Raw genomic sequence first — 20,244 nt, 5'->3', positions numbered from 1 at the left:
CCCCGCGACGTCCGCTGGAAAGGGCGGCGAAAAGGGATCAGTACGACTTCGGCAGTCCCAGGCTCGTCTGCGCGACGAAGTTCAGGATCATCTCGCGGCTCACCGGAGCGATGCGCGTCAGGCGCGACAGCGGGAGCAGCGCGGCCAGACCGTATTCGACGGTGAGACCGTTGCCGCCCAGGGTCTGGATGGCCTGGTCGACGATCTTGGCGGTGGCCTCGCCCGCCGCGTACTTCGCCATGTTGGCGGGGACCGCGGCGCCCCAGTCGTCGCCCGCGTCGTACAGGGTGGCGGCCTTCTGCATCATCAGCTTGGCCATCTCGAGCTCGATCTTGCCCTGTGCGAGAGGATGAGCGATCGCCTGGTGCGCCCCGATCGGCGTCTTCCAGACGGTCCGATCGTTCGCGTACTCGACGGCGCGGTCGAGCGCGTAGCGGCCCATGCCGATCGCCGACGCGGAGGCCATGATCCGCTCCGGATTGAGACCGGCGAAGAGCTGGCTCAGCGCGGCGTCCTCGGATCCCACCAGCGCGTCGGACGGGAGCCGGACGTCGTCGAGGAAGAGGGTGAACTGCTTCTCCGGGTTCAGCATCTCCATGTCGATGATCTGATGCTCGAAGCCCGGTGTGTCGGTGGGCACGATGAACAGCGCGGGCTTGAGCCTGCCGGTCTTGGCATCCTCGGTCCGCGCCACGATGAGCACCGCCTGCGCTTGGTCGACGCCGGAGATGAAGACCTTGCGGCCGTTGAGGATCCAGTCGTCGCCGTCACGGCGAGCGGTGGTCGTGATCTGATGCGAGTTCGATCCGGCGTCGGGTTCGGTGATGCCGAAGGCCATGGTGATCGAGCCGTCGGCGAGGCCCGGGATCCACCGCTGCTTCTGGTCGTCGGTTCCGAATCGGGCGATGATGTTGCCGCAGATGGCCGGCGAGACGACCATCATGAGCAGCCCGCTGCCGCCGGCGGCGAGTTCCTCCATCACGATCGCGAGCTCGTACATTCCGGCGCCACCGCCGCCGTACTGCTCCGGCAGGTTGACGCCGATGAAGCCGAGTTCGCCGGCCTCCTGCCACAGTTCGTCAGTCTTGCGTCCCTGCCGGGCGCAGTCGCTGAAGTACTGCTGGCCGTACTTCTTCACCAGCGCGGCCACGGCCTCGCGCAGCGCTGTCTGCTCTTCGGTCTCGATGAAACTCATTGGGGCTCCTGGAGTTCGGTTGGAGATACGTCTGGTCCCGCGAGGACTCACTCCGCGGAAGGTTCCTCTTCGGTGATCACGGCGAGCACATCGCCCACCGAGAGCTGCCGTCCCGGCTCCACCGCGAGGACGGACACCACGCCGTCGGCGGGTGCTTTGATGGTGTGCTCCATCTTCATCGCCTCGAGCCACAGCAGCGGCTGTCCGGCCGTCACGCGATCGCCTTCGGCCACCGCCACCCGGATCACCGAACCGGGCATCGGCGCCAGCAGCGAACCGGGCCGTTCCACGGACGCCGGGTCGACGAACCGCGGTGTGCGGGTCAGTGTCACCGATGCACCCGGCCAGTCGACGAACACCCGGTCGCCGACCGCGCTCACCTCGTAGCGGCGCACCACGCCGCCGCGCGAGAGCACCACCTCGGCGGGCTCGACGGACTCCACGGTCGCATCGTCCAGATCGGGCAGTTCGGCTCGCCCGTCGCGCCCGAAGCGATACCGCGCCACGATCTCGGTCCCATCGGCGGCGAGGTAGGTCTTGCGCTGGTAGTCGGAGGCGATGTTGCGCCAGCCCGACGGCGCCGCCGGGACCGCACGGGCGTCGGCGCGGTTGCGCGCCGACTGCGCCAGCGCCGCGACGGTCGCCGCCACCACGTCCGCGCCGTCGCCGGCGAGCGGCCGCGACAACTCGGCGATCCGCTCGTCGCTGAGGTAGCCGGTGTCGGTCGCGCCGGCGAGGAAGTCGGCCTCGCGCAAGGTGTTCACGAGCATGTCGCGGTTGGTGACGACACCGTGGATGCGCGCGTCCGAGAGGGCACGGGCCAGCACGGCCGCCGCCTGGTCGCGGTCGGGAGCCCAGGAGATCACCTTGGCGAGCATCGGATCGTAGAAGGTCGAGATCTCGCTGCCGTCGGTGATTCCCGAGTCCACGCGGACCCCGGGCCGCTCCAGCAGCCCGAACCGGGTGGCGGCGGGGAGGTCGATGCGCGCGACGGTGCCCGACTGCGGCTGCCAGTCGTGCGCGGGATCCTCGGCGTAGAGCCGCACCTCGATCGCGTGGCCGACGCCGCCCGCCGGAGCGGTCGCCGGAATCTGTCCCAGCGGCTCGCCCCGGGCCACGCGCAGCTGCCACTCCACGAGGTCGACGCCGGTGGTCAGCTCGGTGACCGGATGCTCCACCTGCAGTCGCGTGTTGGTCTCCAGGAAGAAGAACTTGCCGGTCTCGTCGGCGAGGAACTCGACGGTGCCCGCGCCTCGGTAGCCGATCGACTCGACCGCCTTGCGCGCGGCCGCGAAGAGCTTGTCGCGCATGTCGGCACCGATCCGCTCCACGAGCGGTGCCGGAGCCTCTTCGACCACCTTCTGATGCCGGCGCTGGATCGAGCATTCCCGCTCGCCGACCGCCCAGATCTGGCCGTGGTCGTCGGCCATCACCTGGACCTCGATGTGGTGGCCGCGCTCGATGTACGGCTCGCAGAACACGGTCGGATCGCCGAACGCCGACTCCGCTTCGCGCCGGGCCGCGGCGACGGCGTCGCTCAACTCGCCCAGTTCGCGGACGATCCGCATGCCGCGTCCGCCGCCGCCCGCGGAGGCTTTGATCAGCAGCGGAAGATCATCGGCGGTGACCGATTCGGGATCGATGTCCTTGAGCACCGGCACACCGGCGCCCTCCATCAGCGCCTTCGCGTTCACCTTGGAGCCCATCGCGGTGATCGCGGCGGGCGGCGGACCGATCCACGTCAGTCCGGCGTCGATCACGGCTTGCGCGAACTCGGCGTTCTCCGAGAGGAATCCGTACCCGGGATGGATCGCGTCCGCGCCCGCCGCCTGTGCGGCGGCGATGATCTTCTCACCGCGCAGGTACGTCTCGGCCGAGGTGGAACCCGGCAGTCGGACCGCGGCGTCGGCGGCCCGCACATGCGGGGCGTCGGCGTCTGGATCGGAGTACACCGCGACGGTGCGCAGGCCCATCGTGACGCAGGTGGTGAAGACCCGGCACGCGATCTCGCCGCGGTTGGCGACGAGCACGCTGGTGATCGGCTTCTGAGAGATGGCTGTAGTCATGTGCAGATTCCTCACATCCGGAAGACGCCGAAGTTGCTGGTGCCCTCGACCGGGGCGGACGCGATGGCCGAGAGCGCCTGGCCGAGCACCGTCCGGGTGTCGCGCGGGTCGATGACGCCGTCGTCGTAGAGCATCCCGGACAGGAACATCGGCACCGACTCGGCCTCGATCTGCGCCTCGATCATGGCGCGCATTCCGGCGTCGGCCTCCTCGTCCACGGTGCCGCCGCGTGCCTCGGTGGCCGCACGGGAGACGATCGAGATGACGCCCGCGAGCTGCGCGGCGCCCATCACCGCACTCTTGGCGCTGGGCCACGCGAACAGAAAGCGGGGGTCGTACGCCCGGCCGCACATGCCATAGTGGCCCGCTCCGTAACTCGCGCCCATCAGGATCGAGATGTGCGGCACCGTCGAGTTCGACACCGCGTTGATCATCATCGAGCCGTGCTTGATGATGCCGCCCTGCTCGTATTCCTTGCCGACCATGTAGCCGGTGGTGTTGTGCAGGAACAGCAGCGGCGTGTTGCTGCGGTTGGCCAGTTGGATGAACTGAGTGGCCTTCTGCGATTCGGCCGAGAACAGCACGCCCTGCGCGTTCGCGAGGATACCGACCGGGTAGCCGTGGATCCGGGCCCAGCCGGTGCACAGCGAGGTGCCGTACTCGGGTTTGAACTCGTCGAAGTCGGAGTCGTCGACGACGCGCGCGATCACCTCGCGCGGGTCGAAGGGGATCTTCAGATCGGGAGGAACGATGCCGAGCAGCTCCTCCGGGCTGTACCGGGGTTCGCGGACCGGCTCGGCGATCGGCTCCGGTCCCTGCTTGCGCCAGTTGAGGCGGGCGACGATCCGCCTGCCGATCCGCACCGCGTCCTGCTCGTCGGCCGCGAGGTAGTCGCCGAGTCCGGAGACGCGGGCGTGCATCTTGGCGCCGCCCAGTTCCTCGTCGTCGCTCTCCTCACCCGTGGCCATCTTGACCAGGGGCGGGCCGCCGAGGAAGACCTTGGAACGGTCCTCGATCATCACGACGTGATCGCTCATTCCGGGGACGTAGGCACCGCCCGCCGTGGAGTTGCCGAAGACCAGTGCGATGGTCGGGATGCCCGCCGCCGACAGTTGCGTCAGATCGCGGAACATCCGTCCGCCGGGGACGAAGACCTCTTTCTGCGTCGGGAGGTCGGCACCGCCGGACTCCACGAGCGAGATGACCGGGAGCCGGTTCTGCCGGGCGATGTCGTTGCACCGGAGGATCTTCCGCAGCGTCCACGGGTTAGAGGTGCCGCCCTTGACCGTCGGATCGTTGGCGACGATCAGGCATTCGGTGCCTTCGACGACGCCGATGCCGACCACCACCGAGGCGCCCACAGTGAACTGCGAGCCGTACGCCGCGAGCGGGCAGAGTTCCAGGAAAGGCGAATCCTCGTCGACCAGCAGCTCGATTCGCTCGCGCGCGGTCATCTTCCCGCGTTTGCGGTGCCGCTCGACGTACTTCTCGCCGCCGCCGGCGCGGACTTTGCGGAACTCCAATTCGAGTTCGGCCAGTTTGGCGTTCATCGCCTCGACGTTGGCCGCGAACTCCGCCGACGAGGTGTCGATCTTGCTCCTCAGAACCGTCATGCCTGGTACCCCAATCGCTTCGCCGCCAGTCCGGTCAGGATCTCGTTGGTGCCGCCGCCGATGCCGATGATGCGCATGTCGCGGTACTGGCGTTCCACCTCCGACTCCCGCATGTAACCCATTCCGCCGTGCAGTTGGACCGCCTTGTTCGCCACCCACTCGCCCGCCTCGACAGCGGTGTTCTTCGCGAAGCAGATCTCGGCGATGAGGTCGTCGCCCGACGACACCTTCCGTTCGACGACCGCCCGGGTGTAGGTCCGCGCCACGTCGATCCGGCGTGCCATCTCCGTGACCGTGTCCTGCACGGACTGCCGGGAGATGAGCGGCTTGCCGAAGGTCTCCCGGTTCCGCACCCAGTCGAGGGTCAGGTCCAGGCACCGCTGCGCGCTCGCGTACGCCTGGGCCGCCAGCGAGGCGCGCTCGGTGACGAAGGCCTGCGCGATCTGCGCGAAGCCGGAGTTCTCGGCACCGACGAGGTTCGCGGCCGGCACGCGGACGTCGGTGAACGACAGTTCCGCGGTGTCGGAACTGAGCCAGCCCATCTTGTCGAGCTTGCGCGCCACCTCGAATCCCGGCGTGCCCTTCTCGATCACCAGCAGCGAGACTCCCGCGGCGCCGGGCCCTCCGGTCCGGACCGCCGCGACGACGAAGTCGGCACGCACCGCCGAGGTGATGAATGTCTTGGAGCCGTTCACCACGTAGTGGTCCCCGTCGCGCACGGCGCTGGTGCGCAGGTGGCCGACGTCGCTGCCGCCACCGGGTTCGGTGATCGCGAGGCTGCCGATCTTCTCGCCCGCCAGGGTCGGCCGGACCCACTTGTCGATCTGGGCCGGGTCGTTCGCGGCGATCAGATGCGGCAGAGCGATGCCGTGGGTGAACAGCGAGGCGAAGACGCCGCCCGCGACGCCCTGACAGTGCAGTTCCTCCACCAGGATCATCGAGTCGATCAGGTCGCCGCCGCTGCCGCCGATCTCCTCCGGCACGCCGAGACCGAACACTCCCAGTTCGGCCGCGGCCAGGTGGGTCTCGCGCGGAATCAGTCCCTCGCGCTCCCACTCGTCCTGATACGGCAGAATGTGCCGCTTGGCGAAACCGGCGATACTCGCGCGGAGTTCACGCCGTTCCGGTGAATCCCAGATGTCACTGGCGATGGGCACGGATCAGTTCCCTTCTGTCTTGCTGAAACGGGTCGGGATCGGTACCACGCGCGAGCGCAGCCACTCTCCCAGCCCCTTGGCCTGCGGATCGAAGCGGACGTTCTCGGCGACGCCGCGCCCGAGCACCTGCTCGATCACGAAGTTGACGGCCCGCAGATTCGGAAGCGGGTACCGATGCACGGTCAGGTCCGCGACCTCCGGCAGCAGTTCCTTGAGCTTGGCGACGCTGAGCGTCTCGTCGAGCCATGCGTACTCGTCGTCGGTCCGGGCCCAGAGCCCGATGTTGGCGCTGCCGCCCTTGTCCCCCGATCGGGCACCGGCCACGGTGCCGAGCGGAAGGTCGACGGTCTCGCCCCAGTCGGTCGACGACGCCGCCGCCGGGACGCTCTCGTCGACGATCGGTTCCGCGCGAAGGGGCGACGGATCGATTCGCACGGTGACCCCGTCAGGCTGGTTCACCTGGTGGGGAACCAGCGCGGCGTCGACGTAGCCGGGCTCGAAGACGCCGTAGGGCGAACCGTTGCCGGGAGGTGCGGTGAGAGTGAAACCCGGGTAGCTCGCGAGCGCGAGTTCGACTGCCGCACCGGTGAACTGCCGTCCGGCCTTCTTGGGGTCGGTGTCGCGGGCCACGCAGCGCAGCATCGCGCTGGCCTGCTCCTCGGTGTCGGCGTCGGGACGGTCGAGGCGGACCAGCTCCCAGGTGAGTTCGGCGGGACGCTGCCCGAGCGCGGCCTCGAACTGCTTCTGGAACAGCTCGGCCTTGGCCTCGATGTCGAGGCCGGTGAGCACCACCTCGAACTCGTTGCGGATGCCGCCCAGGTGATTGAGCGAGACCTTAAGGTCCTTCGGCGGCGCCTCTCCCCGCACCCCGCTCACCCGCACGCGGTCGGTGCTCTCCTGCGCGAGTTCGACGGTGTCGATCCGCGCGGTCGCGTCGGGGTTGTAGTACCGCGGCCCGCCGATCTCGTAGAGCAGTTGCGCCGTGACCGTTCCGACCTGCACCGCGCCGCCCGTGCCCTCGTGTTTGGTGATGACCGAACTGCCGTCGGCGTGCACCTCGGCGATGGGGAAGCCGAGCCGCGTCATGTCCGGGATCTCGGTGAAGAACGAATAGTTGCCGCCGGTGGCCTGGGCGCTGCACTCGATGATGTGCCCGGCCACCACCGCACCCGCGAGCTGATCGAGGTCTTCGTAGCCCCAGCCGAAGACCGACGCCGCCGACCCGACCACCAGCGAGGCGTCGGTGACACGGCCGGTGACGACGATGTCGGCGCCCGCGTCGAGCGCTGTCTTGATACCGAATCCGCCGAGGTAGGCGTTGGCCGTGATCGGTGATCCCAGCCCGAGTTCACCCGCCCGCCCGACGATGTCGTCACCGTTGACGAAGGCGACCCGGCGATCCACGTCGAGGCGGTCGACCAGTTCCCTGAGCGCCACCGCGAGGCCGTGCGGGTTGAGTCCGCCGGCGTTGACGACCACCTTGACGTCCTTCTCGGCGACGAGGTGCAGGTTCTCCTCCATCTGCCGCAGGAAGGTCTTCGCGTAACCGAGGTCGGGGTTCTTCATGCGGTCACGGCCGAGGATCAGCATGGTGAGTTCGGCGAGGTAGTCGCCGGTGATGAAGTCGAGATCGCCGCCTTCGAGCATCTCGCGGACCGCGCTGAAGCGGTCGCCGTAGAAGCCGGAGACGTTGCCGATCCGGACCGGGCGCGATGCGTCGGACATCATTCCTCCTGGTGTTTCACGCGTGTGGGGTGCGGGTGCGGCCGGCGCTCAGGACCTCTGGGGCGCTCGGCCGGCGCCGGGAGGTCCGGCGAAGGCCTGGGCGATCCGCGACCACGCGGCGGCCTCGTCGCCGATGAACTCGAGGTTCAGATCGTCGAGGTGCCGTCGCTGAGTCACGAGTTCGCAGAAGTCCACCGCCGGGCCGCGGACGATGTCGGTCGCGTCTTCCGGTCCCCACGTCCACAGCCGGCCCGAGGGCGCGGTGATCTCGTAGCGGAACGGTTCGGCCGGGGCGTCGAGCCCGTTGACCAGGTACGCGAAATCGCGGGTTCGGACCCCGAGGTGCACCACGTTCTTGATGCGGTCGCCCTCGGGACGCTTCACACCGAGCGCGTCGGCGACGTCGAGACCGTGTGCCCAGGTCTCCATCATCCGCGCGGTCGCCATCGACGCCGCGGACATCGGCGGACCGAACCACGTGAGCTTGGTGCCCTCCGGGACCGCGACCAACGCACCGCCGAGCCGGTCGCGCGTCTTGCGCCAGTCGGCCAGGAGTTCGGCGGGCGGCCTGGCCGCCTCGGTCTCCGCTGCCGCGTCCACGAAGCCCGACGGGTCGCCCATCGCCTGCTCGACGAGGTCGCCGAACCCCGCGGGATCGGTGATAGACAGCAGGGACACGCGGTCGGTCCAGTGCAGGTGACCGATCTGGTGCGCCACCGTCCACCCCTGGGCCGGCGTCGGGGTGGCCCACTGATCGTCGGAGAGCTCCGCGACGAGGCCGTCGAGGGATTCCGATTCCGCCTGCAATGCCTGAACGAGTTCATCGACGATCGCCATGCGCCCAGCGTCACACGGATCGGCAAACAAATCAAGCGTGAATGATTGTTTCTCGTCTGGACCCCCGCGCGAGTGGCGCCGGTCTCATCCGAGTCCGCGAGTTTCGCCCCGCGCGCTATCCCCTGATAGGACGGACCCATGACGAGTCACGCCCCGCCGATCGCCGACCCGTTCACCACGTTCGCCATCGGCCGGGACACCGACGTCGACGCACCGGTGTTGGTCCAGAAGCTCGGCAGCGGCGTCACCGATCACCGCGGCCTCATCGAACTGCCGGCTCTCACGGTGCTCTTCGACGACGTCGGTGGCGTCCCCTTCTACCGGCTCGACGCCGCGTCGTCGTCGATGCAGGCACGGCTCACGATGTCGATGGTGCGGCGTCCCGCGCCCCACGACGTGCTCCGCGCGAGCGCCGACCTCCGCATGCACGACGACGCGTTCGGCACCACGTCGGTCACCATCGCCGGGTCCGCGGGTGAGACGGTGTGCTTCGGCACCGCTCGCAACGTCCGGGTCGGTCGTCCCACCAGCGGCGACCTTCAGTGGCATCCGGAACAGCCCGCACCCGACGGCGTACCCGCGGTCGAGCGGATCGACCCGTCCCTCTCCGGTGCCGAGGTGGTCGCGAAGCTGATCGACGGTTCGCTCCCGATGGGCCCGATCTCAGAGATCCTCGACGGCGGCGTCACGGGAACCGGCGACGACGGCTCCGTCGACGTGCAGTTCACCACCGCGCCGTGGATGCGCAACCTCATGGGCACCATGCACGGCGGAGTGATCGCCGCGATGCTCGCCCAGGCGTGCTCGTTCGGAGCCCAGCGCAATGTCCGCGCCGGCGGCGGCTACCAGCTGATCGACTTCACCTGCGAATTCCACCGGTCGCCCGTCGTCGACGGCCGCCGCGTGCGCATCGACGTCGTGCCGGTCAAGCTCGGGCGCCGTCTCTGCCTCTTCGACGCCCGCATGTACGACGGCGACCGACTCCTCGGACGGGCGACGGCCGACGCGCGCTTCGACGTCTGACGTCGCGCCACTCAGCGACAGATCCCCCGTCCGGGACGGGGGTTTCGTCGCCGAGCCTCGCGTCCGCTATGCCGCGGGGACGATCCCGAACCGCGACAGCTGCCGCCGCAGCAGCGGCACCATCTGCCCGGACGCCAAGTGTTCGGTCGTCCACCGCACCACGTGCAGATCGAGGGCGCGCAGTTCGTCCTCGCGCAGCTTCTCGGCGATCACCACGTCGTCAGCCGACTGATCCGGCTTCCGCATCTCCCGCCGGTACTTTCCGAAACCGTCGAACTCCGCCACCACGGACCCGTCCCAGTCGTAGTCGCAGATCGCCGTCCGGCCGCTCGGCAGACGGTAGCGGGTCTGAAGCTCGGGAACTGGCAGTCCGGCCTCGATCATCTGTGCCCGCCCCCACGACTCGCCGGGGTTGTCCGACCGCCCGTCCGCATGACGCAGCGCCCGACGCGCCCGGGCGACTCCGCGCCGCGGCCGTGTCAGCTCCGCGAGCAGTACGCCGCGATCCGCACCGAGCCGCAGTGCGCTGTCCATGACCGACAGGGCCCGCGGAAAGTCCGGCACCGAGAGCGCCACGTCGACCGCGGTCCGCGAGATCGACGTCACCGCGAGCCCATTGACCTCGACGACCTCGTCGTCGCGCAGTCCCCCGCTGTGTATCACGCGGTGGGGTCGACGGTGACCGCCGTTGCTGCGACCGTTGGTGAGGTGAATGCTCGTGAGATCGGGGCGCAGAGTCCCGAGCCCGAGGACTGCGGCCGCAGACTCGTGGCTGAGCACGTTGCCGCAGTCGCGGGCGGTTCCGACAGCGGCCGCCACGCACCGGAGCCGATAGCGGTCCCGCAGCGCCTGCCCCGGGTCCGGACCGAGCGACTCACGCGTCACGTACACGCCCCGTCCCACCGGTATCAGCGTGTGTCTGCGAACGGCCTCCCGGATCTCGCGTTCGGTGACTCCGGAATCCAGGGCGACGCCGCGCCAGATGAGTCCGTATCGATCTGCAGGCCACATATCTCTTTAGACGCGACCGGGCCCTAGACGGTTCCATCCGCCGTCCACAGCCCGCGATCCGCCATCCGCAGCAGCGCCACTCAGTCCCCCGTCCGGGACGGGGGTTTCGTCGCCGAGCCTCGCGTCTACCCGAGGCACACGTCCACAGGCGCGCCCCTCTCCTCACACCACCGAGAGCGGCAGGGGCTTCGACGGACCGCGGTCGGCGAAGGTGAACGACGACCCGGCCGAGAAGCGCACGATGGCGACCTCGTCGCACTCGGGCTGCGGATCGCCGCGGCCGACGGTCACCACGAGTTCGTCGCCGTCCAGGGCACTCTCTTCGACGACCCACGTCGGCTCGACCGCCCGCACCGCCGACGCGAGCGCACCGAGCCGGCCCGCGGCCAACAGCCGCATCCACGCGCCGTCCTCCACCGCAGGCGACTCCACTCGAATGCGCACGCGAACGCCGTCACCGTCTTCGCGCACCTGCGCGACCACCCCCGTGTACTGCTCGGGGCCGAACACCGGGTGCGCGTTCAAGACGCCGGCGAGCGCCGTCGCGTCGGACCGACCGTCGAACAGCGCGGCCGACAATCGTTCGGCGGTGATCCCCGCGATGCCGATGAGCTGCTTCTCGAGGATCTCGTCCGCGCGCGCAGCATCGGTCCGGCGTCGCACGGATGCCAGGAATCCGATCGCGAGCAATTGGTGCTGCAAGGCCGTCTCCTCCGCGATCCGCACCAGTGCGGAGCTGGAGAACTCGTCGAAGGCCAGGTCCTCGACGAGCGGACCGCGGTAATCGGCGAGACCGTCGCCGGCGGACCCGTCGATCGGGCTGAGGGCGATCGACGCCGCCCGGGTTCGCAGAGTCGGCTCGGTGACCTCCGGCAACGGAAGCTCCTCGCGGTCGGGCTCGATCGTCACCGTCCACTCGCAGTGCGGCGTCCGGCCCGCGGGCACGCGGGGCGGTCGGTGCACCGGACGGATCCGCGCGCGCCGATTGGTCGCTATGGCGGTCGCATCGAATGTCGGATCCTCGATGTCGTGGCACATGGCCGTCACGTACTCGTCGCCCATCGGCTCCACGTCGAGAAGCGCGCCGCAGTGATCGAGCACGAACGAGCCGTGGTACCGATCGACGATCCGGTAGCGGAAGTCCATGAACTGCGGCGGCGCACCGATATCGAGCTGCAGGCATTTGAACATGTCCTCGACCCCGTCGCCCTCGATCCCGAGCGCGGTCCGCATCCGCCCCGTGTACACCGGGCTGGCCGCCATCCACTCCTCGATGGCGACCTGAGTCATGCCCTCGCGGCCGAACGCCGCGATCAGGTGTGCCATCCCGGACCGATCGATCAGCTGGCCCGACAGCAGCGACTCCGGGACCAGAGCCACCAACTGCGCGCGGGTCAGTCCGGCCAGGCTCACGGCAGGTCCCACAGGCCGACGGGCGACTGCCCGAGCGGATACCAACCGGGCAGGTTCCCCGGCGCGGACTTCTCGATGCGCTTGAGCATGCCGTCACTGCAGGCTTGATCGGTCAGCATCTCCAGGAACAGTGCCGAGACGTTCCCGAAGTCGAAGAAGTCGCGCTGCCAGCCGAATTGGAAGTTCCCCGCGTAACGGAACCAGCTCCCGCCGATGCCGTGCACCGCGTAGTGGGAACCGTCGGCTCGAGTGCTGACGTCAATCGGCCCGCTCACTGGGTTCCCGGCGCCGGAGTACACCTGGCGCCACAGCCCGATCATGTCGCCGGTCCGCTCGTCGATCACCCACGCCTGGTACGGATACTCCCAGCCCTCCAGGCCCTCCATCTCCTGGCCGAGCGCGATCTCTCGGATCTCGTCGCGGCCCACGGCCATGAAGTCCTTCTCCGGACCGTAGTTCCAGCCGTAGGTGGCGTCCTCGGTGTAGAAATCCGCGAGCGGGCGCCAGTCGCCCGCCTTCTCGGCTTCGACGTTGGCATCCAGCCAACGCTGCTTCATCTCGTCCAGTTCGGCACGGGGAAAAGCCATGTCATTCCTCCACGATCTTCAGTGCTTGGGTCGGGCAGAACCGAACAGCGGCCTCCACTTCGGCGCGCTGCGATTCGTCAGGGTTCTCGTTCAGGATCGTCACCGCGTCACGGCCCGCCTCGAAGACGTCGGGGGCTTCCAACTCGCACATCCCGTGTCCCTGACACAGATCCAGATCGACGACGACGCGCATCACCGCTCCCGCCGCCGGTAGGCCACCCGGCACGGCTGCTGCAACTGCACGACCATCTTGGAATGGTCGTTGCGGTAGCTGTCCGGCTCCTGAACCAGGGAGAACTCAAAGCTGCGCAGCAGCACCGAGAAGATCGCCTTCAACTGCATCATCGCGAACTGCGCGCCGACGCAGCGATGCCGTCCGGCACCGAACGGGATCCACGTCCAGCGATTGACCAGATCCTCCTGACGCGGCTGCTCGTACCGAGCGGGATCGAAGGAGTCCGGGTCCGGAAAGTCCTCCGGCAGCCGGTTCGAGACCGCAGGCGAGACCGCGATCGACTGTCCGGCGCGAACCGTGACCCCGCCGACCTCGAAGTCCTCCTGAACCAGGCGCATGAGGATGATCAGCGGCGGATGCAGTCGCAGCGCCTCCTTGATCGCGCCTTCCAGCTTCGGGATCTGACGCATCGCAGCGAAGCTGTACTCGACGCCGTCCGAGTAGATCCCGTCGAGTTCGCCGACGACCTCGGCGAGATGGTCCGGATGTTTGAGCAGTTCGATCAGCGTCCACGCCGCCGTCCCCGAAGTGGTGTGGTGGCCCGCGAACATCATCGAGATGAAGATGCCGGTCACGGTGTCCGGACTGAACATCTGCGAACCGTCGTCGTTCTTCAGCGACACCAGCACGTCGAGCAGATCCCGGTCGGCGGAGTCGGCCGGCGGGTTCGCGATACGGCGGTCCATCACGCCGCCGATGAACTCCACCAACTCGGCGCGCGCGGCGTCGCGTCGGCGGAAACTCTCGATGTCGGCGTGCATGTCGACGTAGGCGATCGGGTCGGTGCCCTTCTCCAGCTCGTGATAGAGGTGCGCGATGTGGCCCGACAGCTCTTCGCGGAACTTGCGTCCGATCAGGCACGACGACGAGGTGTACAGCGTCAGTTCGGCGAAGAAGTCGAGCAGATCGATTTCGCCGGCGTCGCCCCAGCCGGCGATCATCCGTTCCACCTCGTCGGGGATGGTGACCGCGTGCTGCTTCATGTGCGCCCCCTTGAGCGCCTGATTGTGCAGCATCTCGCTGCGCCGCTCGGGACTGGTGTCGAAGACGACGCCCTCACCGAAGATCGGAGTCATGAAGGGGTACGCGGCGCCCTGATCGAGCACCTCGTCGGGCGCGCGGAAGAACTCTTCGTTCGCGGCCGCACCGCTCACCAGGACCACCTCCCGGTCGGCGAGCTGGAACATCCCGACGTCGCCGTGCTCGGCCCGGACACGCCGGAACAGGCCGATCGGATCGGTGGCGAGCTCGTCGAGGTGTCCGTGCTCGCCCTCTCCGCCGGATACGCGGATCGATGCTGCAGGGTCGGAGGATGCTGCGTGCTCGGAGGATGCTGCGCGGTCAGAGGGTTCAGTGTGAGATGCGCTCGTGGTCATGCCGGTGCTCCTTCCGAATGCGCGACCGGTTCGGGCTGGGCGGGGGTGGACGATTCCGGCGGTACGAGCTCGCCCTCGGCTTCGACGTCGACCGATCGCATGTGCGCGCCGGGCGGCATCGAGATCATCGCCATGACAGCCGAAGCCAGATTCTCGGGTGTGAGGAAGTTGCCGTGCCGGGCCAGGCCGAACGCGATCCAGTCGTTGAGCATCGCCTCGGTCTGCTTCTGATCGAGATTCATGCCCATGCCCGTGATCGTCTGGCCGGGCCGCACCAGACCGGCGCGCACCCCGGTGCCCTCCAACTCCATGTCGATGGTGGCGACCATGCCCTCGACACCGCATTTGGCGGCGACGTACGCCGACGACCACGGACGCGGGTGGGCGACGACGTCGGAACTGATGAACACGATGTCGCCACGGCGGCGCGCGATCATCGCGGGCGCCACCGCGCGGTAGAGCCGGTACGCGCCGACCAGGTGCACATCGATCTGCGCCGCCCACTCGTCCACCGGCATCTCGTGGGCTCGGCCGATCTGGAGATCGCCGGCACCGGCGACCACCACTTCGAGGGGACCCAGCGCCTCCTGCGCCGCGTCGACCGCGTTCCGGACGGAGTCGTCGTCGGTCACGTCGAGCGCGACGGCGGCCGCTTCACCTCCGTCGGCGACGATCCGTGCGGCAGTCGCGGCGCACTTCTCCACACGGCGTGCGCCGAGGGCGACCGGATGGCCGGCCGTGGCGAGGGCCAGGGCGGTGGCCTCGCCGATGCCGGACGAGGCACCGGCGACCAGCACGGGCCGACGTTCGGGATGGGGCTGAAATCTCATCGGGGGACCACTTTCATCGGGAGGGACGCGAAACCGCGGACGTTCACCGAGTGCACGCGTTCGGCGGCGTCGAGGTCGACGTCGAAACTCTTGACGGTTCGGGCGATCTCGGCGAGGCCGAGGTCGGCCTCGAGTCGGGCCAGGTGCGCTCCCAGGCAGAAGTGCGTGCCGAGTCCGAACGAGAGGATGGTGCGGCTGCTGTCACGGCCGATGCGGTACTGGTCCGCGTCCGGCCCGAAGACCTCTTCGTCTCGATTCGCCGAACCGATCAGCAGCAGCACCCGATCGCCCGCGGGAATGGTGTAGCCGCCGTATTCGACGTCGTCGACCACGCGCCGCAGCAGCATCTGCGTGGAGGTGTCGAACCGGAGCGTCTCCTGGACCCAGTCCCCGACGACGGCCGCCGGATCGGCGCCCGCGCCGACCTCATCGAGGATCCCCGCCACCTGCCCCCCGCTGCGATGACCCCAGTAGACGGAATTCGCCAGCAGCTTGGTGGTGGTCTCGTTGCCCGCGACCACCATGAGCATCATGAAGCCGATGATCTCCTGGTCGGTCATCGTGGTGCGCTCGCCCTTCGCCGCGGCCACCCCGTCTCCGACGAGTTCGGCGCCGATCAGCGCGGAGACGAGGTCGTCGCCCGGGCGTCTGCGGCGGTCGGCGAGCAGCTCCGCGTAATAGCCGTGCAACTCCAGGTAAGCGCGCACAGCGGCTTCGGGGACATCGGTGACGCCCTCCTCCCGGTGGATCAGCAGATCCGACTGCCGTCGCAGGTATGCGCGGTCGGACGGCCCGACCCCGAGCAGCTCCGAGACCACGTCCATCGGCAACAGTCCGGCGAAGTCGTGGACGAAGTCGAACTCCCCCATCTCCACGCAGCGCGCCCAGTGCCGACTCGTCAGCTCGTGGATCCGAGGTGCAAGCTCGCTGACCCGGCGCGGCGTGAATCCCTTCGATACGAGCTTGCGCAGGCGCAGGTGGCGCGGGTCGTCCATCGCCAGGAAGCTCATCGCGTACTCGGCGTTCTCGTTGTACGACGTCGGATCCATCGAGACGCCCCAGCTGTTCGACAGCCGCACGTTGTCGCGGAAGGCCTCGGAGACGTCGTCGTGCCGGGCCAGCGCCCAGAAGTCGCCGTCGGTGTTGCGGTACACCGGCGCGTCGCGGCGCAGCCGCGCGTAGGTCGGATACGGGTCCTCGTGAAAGTCGTAGTCGTACGGGTCGAACGGAATCGACTCCTGCATTCCGGTGTCGGTGACGGTCAACGTCTCATTCCCATCAATCGTTGAAGAGCAGTGCGGCGGCCGCGACCAGCCGCTCGGATGTCGCTTCGTAGGTCAGGTGTCCCATGCCGGCGGTGACGAGTCCGCCTGCGTAGAGCATCTGCAGGGCGTCCACCACCCGAGGGGCATCGGGGTGGTCGTCACCGACCGCGGCGGCGAGGCGGTCGTGAATGAACCCGCCGATCCGCCACCGCAGGTGCTCGGAGTCCGGGTCGCTGCCCAGCAGCGCGACGGTGACGGCTCCGCCGAGCTGTCCCTCTCCGGCGACCACGGTCGAGACTCCGCGCAGCACCTGCGCCACGCGCTCGGCCCGGGGCAGGGAGGCGTCCACCTCGGGCACTCCGGCGGCCAGACGCCGCCAGAACACCTCCGCCACCAGGTGACTCTTCGAGCTGAAATACGTGTAGGCGGTGGCCGGCGCCACCCCCGCGCGCTTCGCGACGTCACGCACCGAGAGCGCATCGAAGCCGTCCGCGGCGAGGATCTCGACGGCCGCCTCGGTCATCTTGGTGATCTTCTCGGCCTGCTGCGGACTCAGGCGCCGCCGGGTGGACTCGGCCGCGACACCGGCGGACTCGACTGGGGTGGACATGTGACGCACGCTACTCTACGGTTGAACCGAAGTCCAGACACCTGTCCAGATGGAGTTCTGACAATGACCCGAGCGAGCCTCCCACTCAGGCCCGACACCGCCACCGACCTGCTCGTCGACGGCGCCCTGATCCCCGGTTCCGGCGGCGTCTTCGACGTCGTCAACCCCGCTACGGAGGAGGTGATCGGCCAGGCGGCCGAAGCCACCGCGTCCGACATGGATCGGGCGATCGAGGCCGCCCGCCGAGCCTTCGATCGGACCGACTGGTCGCGCGACCACGCCTTCCGCGCCCACTGCCTGCGGCAACTGCGCGACGCACTGCTCGCGCACGCGGACGAACTGCGGGAGCTGACGGTCGCCGAAGTGGGCTGTCCCACGTTCCTGACGCACGGCCCGCAGCTGGTGGGGCCGATCACCGATCTCGGGTACTTCGCCGACCTCGCCGAGAGCTATTCGTGGATCACCGATCTCGGCGAGGCGAGCCCGATGGGCATCAAGAACCGGCGAGAGCTGCGCGCCGAGGCGATCGGTGTGGTCGGCGCGATCACACCGTGGAACTTCCCGCACCAGATCAACTTCGCCAAGATCGGTCCGGCGCTCGCCGCCGGCTGCACCGTGGTCCTGAAGCCGGCCCCGGACACCCCGTGGTGCGCCGCGCTGGTCGGGAAGGTGATCGCCGAGGAGACCGACTTCCCTCCGGGCGTGGTCAACATCGTCACCTCCACCGACCACGCACTCGGTGAGCAACTGTGCACCGACCCCCGCGTCGATCTCGTCTCGTTCACCGGTTCCACCGACACCGGCCGCAGGGTGATGGCCGCCGCCGCGCCCACGCTCAAGAAGGTCTTTCTGGAACTCGGCGGCAAGTCGGCCTTCATCGTGCTCGACGACGCCGACCTTGCAGCCGCCTGTTCGATGGCGGCGTTCTCCGTCGTGACTCACGCCGGGCAGGGCTGCGCCATCACCACCCGTCTGCTGGTGCCGCGCGAGAAGCTCGCGGCCGCCGTCGAACTCACCAAGAACGCGATGGAGGGCCTGTCCGCGGCGGACCCGACGGACCCGGGAACGGTCTGCGGACCGCTCATCTCCGCCCGGCAGCGGGAGCGCGTCGAGAACTACCTCCGTCTGGCACGCGAGGAGGGCGGCGTGATCGAGATCGGCGGTGGCCGGCCCGCCGGACTGGACCGCGGTTTCTTCGTCGAACCGACGCTCATCTCCGGCGTCGGCAACTCCGCTCGCGTCGCACAGGAGGAGATCTTCGGCCCGGTGCTGGTGATCATCCCGCACGATGGCGACGACGACGCGATCGATCTCGCCAACGACTCCCCCTACGGACTGTCGGGCGCCGTGTGGGGCACATCGCCGGAACGGGTGAACGCTGTGGTCGACGGCGTCCGCACCGGGACGATGGGCGTCAACGGCGGCATCTGGTACTCCGCCGACGTCCCGTTCGGCGGCTACAAGCAGAGCGGAATCGGGCGAGAGATGGGCCGCGCCGGTTTCGAGGAGTACCTCGAGATCAAGGCGGTCGCCACACCCGTATAGGGAGGTCGGCCCCTCGCGCTCCCACCTCTCCCGCTGGCCTGCCCCGCCCGCTGGTTGAGCGAGCGAAGCGAGTCGAAACCTCCACCCCCACAACTCCACCCCCGACCACACCCCACAACACCCCGAAGGAACAACATGACCAGATTCGCCGACAAGACCGCCATCGTCACCGGCGCCGCCGGAGGCATCGGAGAGGCCTACGCGCGGGCACTCGCTGACGAGGGCGCGTACGTGGTGATCGCCGATGTCAACGACGACGCCGGACGGTCGGTGGCCGACGCGATCGGAGGCATGTACGTGCACACCGACGTCTCCGACCCCGACTCCGCGGCATCGCTCGCGACGGCCGTCGTTGACGAACGCGGGAAGATCGACGCGCTCGTCAACAACGCCGCGATCTACGGCGGCATGAAACTCGACTTCCTGACCACTGTGCCGTGGGACTACTACAAGAAGTTCATGAGCGTGAACCTCGACGGTGCGCTCAACGTGACCCGCGCCTGCTACCCGCATATGCGGCACGGCGGGGCGATCGTGAACCAGTCGTCGACGGCGGCCTGGCTGTACAGCGGCTTCTACGGTCTGGCCAAGGTGGGCGTCAACGGCCTCACCCAGCAGCTCGCCGTCGAACTCGGCGGTCAGCGCATCCGCATCAACGCGATCGCCCCCGGCCCCATCGACACCGAGGCCACCCGCTCCACCACTCCCGCCGCGATGGTCGACGACATGGTCGCCAAGCTCCCGCTGGGGCGGATGGGCACGCCGCAGGATCTGGTCGGCATGTGTCTGTTCCTGCTGTCCGACGAGGCGTCCTGGATCACCGGACAGATCTTCAACGTCGACGGCGGACAGGTCATCCGCTCATGAGCGAGGCACTGCGGCTGGGCTGTGTCGGGCTCGGCAACATCGGCGGTCCGATGGCTGCGCGCCTGGCCGGATCCGCTCCGACCACCGTCTTCGACCTCTCTCCGGATGCCGTCGCCACCCTGGTCGATGCGGGCGCGGTCACCGCGGACGGTCTGCCCGAACTCGCGTCCGCCAGCGATCTGGTCAGCATCTGCGTTCGCGACGACGCCCAGGTCCGCGAGGTGATCGGGCAACTGCGGCCGCACCTGGCGCCGGGCTCGCTCATCGCGATCCACTCCACCATCGCCCCCGAGACGGCGGCCGAGCAGGCCGCCGCGTGCGCGGCGGACGGGATCGTCGTGCTCGACGCTCCGATCTCCGGCGGCGCCCCCGGGGCTGCGGAGGGCCGGCTGGCGATCATGATCGGCGGCGATCGCGCCGGCTACGAGCGGGCCAGAGCCGCACTCGCGCCGGCGGGCGATCTCATCGTCCATGCCGGCCCGGCGGCCGGCGACGGAACGCGGATGAAGCTGGCCCGCAACCTGCTGCACTTCGTCTCCTTCGCCGCCACGGCCGAGGCGTCCCGACTCGCCGAGGCCGCCGGAATCGACATCGCACAACTCGGGCGAGTGGTCCGGCACACCGATGCGATCACCGGCGGTGCGGGCGCGATCATGCTTCGTGACACCACCGGGCCGATCGCTCCCGACGACTTCTGGTTCGGTGTCTTCACGCACGTCCGCGATCTCGGCGAGAAGGACCTGACCCTGGCACTGACACTGGCCGACCGGCTCGGCGTCGACCTCCCGCTGGGCCGCCGCGCCCTCACCGATCTGGCCGCCGGACTCGGTGTGCCCCATTCCGCCCACGACACACGCCGCGACGGCTGATCCGGCGCGCAGCGAAATGA

At 68.8% G+C, this 20,244-nt stretch carries 18 protein-coding genes; 4 read left to right on the top strand and 14 right to left on the bottom strand.

Going from position 1 to position 20,244, the window contains the following annotated elements:
* Positions 1–37 precede the first annotated feature (37 nt).
* The 6 genes from P5P27_RS02210 to P5P27_RS02185 are packed head-to-tail and all read right to left on the bottom strand — an operon-like array spanning position 38 to position 8,593.
* The gene (locus P5P27_RS02210) at positions 38–1,195 is read right to left on the bottom strand and encodes an acyl-CoA dehydrogenase family protein (RefSeq protein WP_006894457.1); all 1,158 of its coding nucleotides are present in this window, start codon (positions 1,193–1,195) and stop codon (positions 38–40) included.
* Between the two features lie 47 nt (positions 1,196–1,242).
* A complete protein-coding gene (locus P5P27_RS02205; RefSeq protein WP_278126182.1) occupies positions 1,243–3,261 on the bottom strand; it encodes an ATP-binding protein in 2,019 nt (672 codons plus the stop codon).
* Between the two features lie 11 nt (positions 3,262–3,272).
* Positions 3,273–4,874, bottom strand: a complete 1,602-nt coding sequence (locus tag P5P27_RS02200) for an acyl-CoA carboxylase subunit beta (RefSeq protein ID WP_062367395.1) — start codon at positions 4,872–4,874, stop codon at positions 3,273–3,275.
* Positions 4,871–6,031 (bottom strand): acyl-CoA dehydrogenase family protein, encoded by a 1,161-nt coding sequence (locus tag P5P27_RS02195; RefSeq protein ID WP_278126180.1) that lies wholly within the window; start codon positions 6,029–6,031, stop codon positions 4,871–4,873. The genes P5P27_RS02200 and P5P27_RS02195 overlap by 4 nt, the downstream gene beginning before the upstream one ends.
* A gap of 3 nt (positions 6,032–6,034) precedes the next feature.
* Positions 6,035–7,756 carry an acyclic terpene utilization AtuA family protein gene (locus tag P5P27_RS02190; protein WP_062367421.1) on the bottom strand — a complete coding sequence of 574 codons (1,722 nt, stop codon included), beginning with the start codon at positions 7,754–7,756 and terminating at the stop codon, positions 6,035–6,037.
* 48 nt (positions 7,757–7,804) lie between these two features.
* Positions 7,805–8,593 carry a TIGR03084 family metal-binding protein gene (locus P5P27_RS02185; protein ID WP_006894452.1) on the bottom strand — a complete coding sequence of 263 codons (789 nt, stop codon included), beginning with the start codon at positions 8,591–8,593 and terminating at the stop codon, positions 7,805–7,807.
* A gap of 138 nt (positions 8,594–8,731) precedes the next feature.
* On the opposite strand from P5P27_RS02185, the gene P5P27_RS02180 reads away from it, so the two are divergent.
* Positions 8,732–9,616: a PaaI family thioesterase gene (locus tag P5P27_RS02180; protein ID WP_045536644.1), complete on the top strand. Its 885-nt coding sequence runs from the start codon at positions 8,732–8,734 to the stop codon at positions 9,614–9,616.
* A gap of 66 nt (positions 9,617–9,682) precedes the next feature.
* On the opposite strand, the gene P5P27_RS02175 is transcribed toward P5P27_RS02180, so the two are convergent.
* The 8 genes from P5P27_RS02175 to P5P27_RS02140 all read right to left on the bottom strand — a co-directional run bounded on the left by P5P27_RS02175 (position 9,683) and on the right by P5P27_RS02140 (position 16,943).
* The gene (locus P5P27_RS02175; RefSeq protein WP_045536642.1) at positions 9,683–10,627 is read right to left on the bottom strand and encodes a hypothetical protein; all 945 of its coding nucleotides are present in this window, start codon (positions 10,625–10,627) and stop codon (positions 9,683–9,685) included.
* Between the two features lie 162 nt (positions 10,628–10,789).
* Positions 10,790–12,040: a hypothetical protein gene (locus P5P27_RS02170; protein WP_278126176.1), complete on the bottom strand. Its 1,251-nt coding sequence runs from the start codon at positions 12,038–12,040 to the stop codon at positions 10,790–10,792.
* A complete protein-coding gene (locus tag P5P27_RS02165; protein ID WP_006894448.1) occupies positions 12,037–12,627 on the bottom strand; it encodes a nuclear transport factor 2 family protein in 591 nt (196 codons plus the stop codon). The genes P5P27_RS02170 and P5P27_RS02165 overlap by 4 nt, the downstream gene beginning before the upstream one ends.
* A 1-nt stretch (position 12,628) precedes the next feature.
* Complete coding sequence (locus P5P27_RS02160; RefSeq protein WP_045536639.1) at positions 12,629–12,820, bottom strand: ferredoxin; 192 nt, start codon at positions 12,818–12,820, stop codon at positions 12,629–12,631.
* Positions 12,820–14,238: a cytochrome P450 gene (locus P5P27_RS02155; RefSeq protein WP_278126174.1), complete on the bottom strand. Its 1,419-nt coding sequence runs from the start codon at positions 14,236–14,238 to the stop codon at positions 12,820–12,822. Before P5P27_RS02155 ends, P5P27_RS02160 begins: the two co-directional genes overlap by 1 nt.
* A complete protein-coding gene (locus P5P27_RS02150; protein WP_062367397.1) occupies positions 14,235–15,068 on the bottom strand; it encodes an SDR family oxidoreductase in 834 nt (277 codons plus the stop codon). The genes P5P27_RS02155 and P5P27_RS02150 overlap by 4 nt, the downstream gene beginning before the upstream one ends.
* Positions 15,065–16,312: a cytochrome P450 gene (locus P5P27_RS02145; protein ID WP_062367422.1), complete on the bottom strand. Its 1,248-nt coding sequence runs from the start codon at positions 16,310–16,312 to the stop codon at positions 15,065–15,067. The genes P5P27_RS02150 and P5P27_RS02145 overlap by 4 nt, the downstream gene beginning before the upstream one ends.
* Positions 16,313–16,346: 34 nt before the next feature.
* Positions 16,347–16,943 (bottom strand): TetR/AcrR family transcriptional regulator, encoded by a 597-nt coding sequence (locus P5P27_RS02140; RefSeq protein WP_006894443.1) that lies wholly within the window; start codon positions 16,941–16,943, stop codon positions 16,347–16,349.
* A gap of 63 nt (positions 16,944–17,006) precedes the next feature.
* On the opposite strand from P5P27_RS02140, the gene P5P27_RS02135 reads away from it, so the two are divergent.
* The 3 genes from P5P27_RS02135 to P5P27_RS02125 all read left to right on the top strand — a co-directional run bounded on the left by P5P27_RS02135 (position 17,007) and on the right by P5P27_RS02125 (position 20,224).
* Positions 17,007–18,488 carry an aldehyde dehydrogenase gene (locus P5P27_RS02135; protein ID WP_278126171.1) on the top strand — a complete coding sequence of 494 codons (1,482 nt, stop codon included), beginning with the start codon at positions 17,007–17,009 and terminating at the stop codon, positions 18,486–18,488.
* 135 nt (positions 18,489–18,623) lie between these two features.
* Entirely contained in the window at positions 18,624–19,355 is a 732-nt protein-coding gene (locus tag P5P27_RS02130) for an SDR family oxidoreductase (protein WP_006894441.1), read from the top strand.
* Complete coding sequence (locus P5P27_RS02125) at positions 19,352–20,224, top strand: NAD(P)-dependent oxidoreductase (RefSeq protein WP_278126169.1); 873 nt, start codon at positions 19,352–19,354, stop codon at positions 20,222–20,224. The genes P5P27_RS02130 and P5P27_RS02125 overlap by 4 nt, the downstream gene beginning before the upstream one ends.
* The last annotated feature ends 20 nt before the right edge of the window (positions 20,225–20,244 follow it).

Source organism: Gordonia sihwensis (genome assembly GCF_029632925.1).
Classification (GTDB): domain Bacteria; phylum Actinomycetota; class Actinomycetes; order Mycobacteriales; family Mycobacteriaceae; genus Gordonia; species Gordonia sihwensis.
This window is presented reverse-complemented; position numbering and strand designations above follow the sequence as displayed.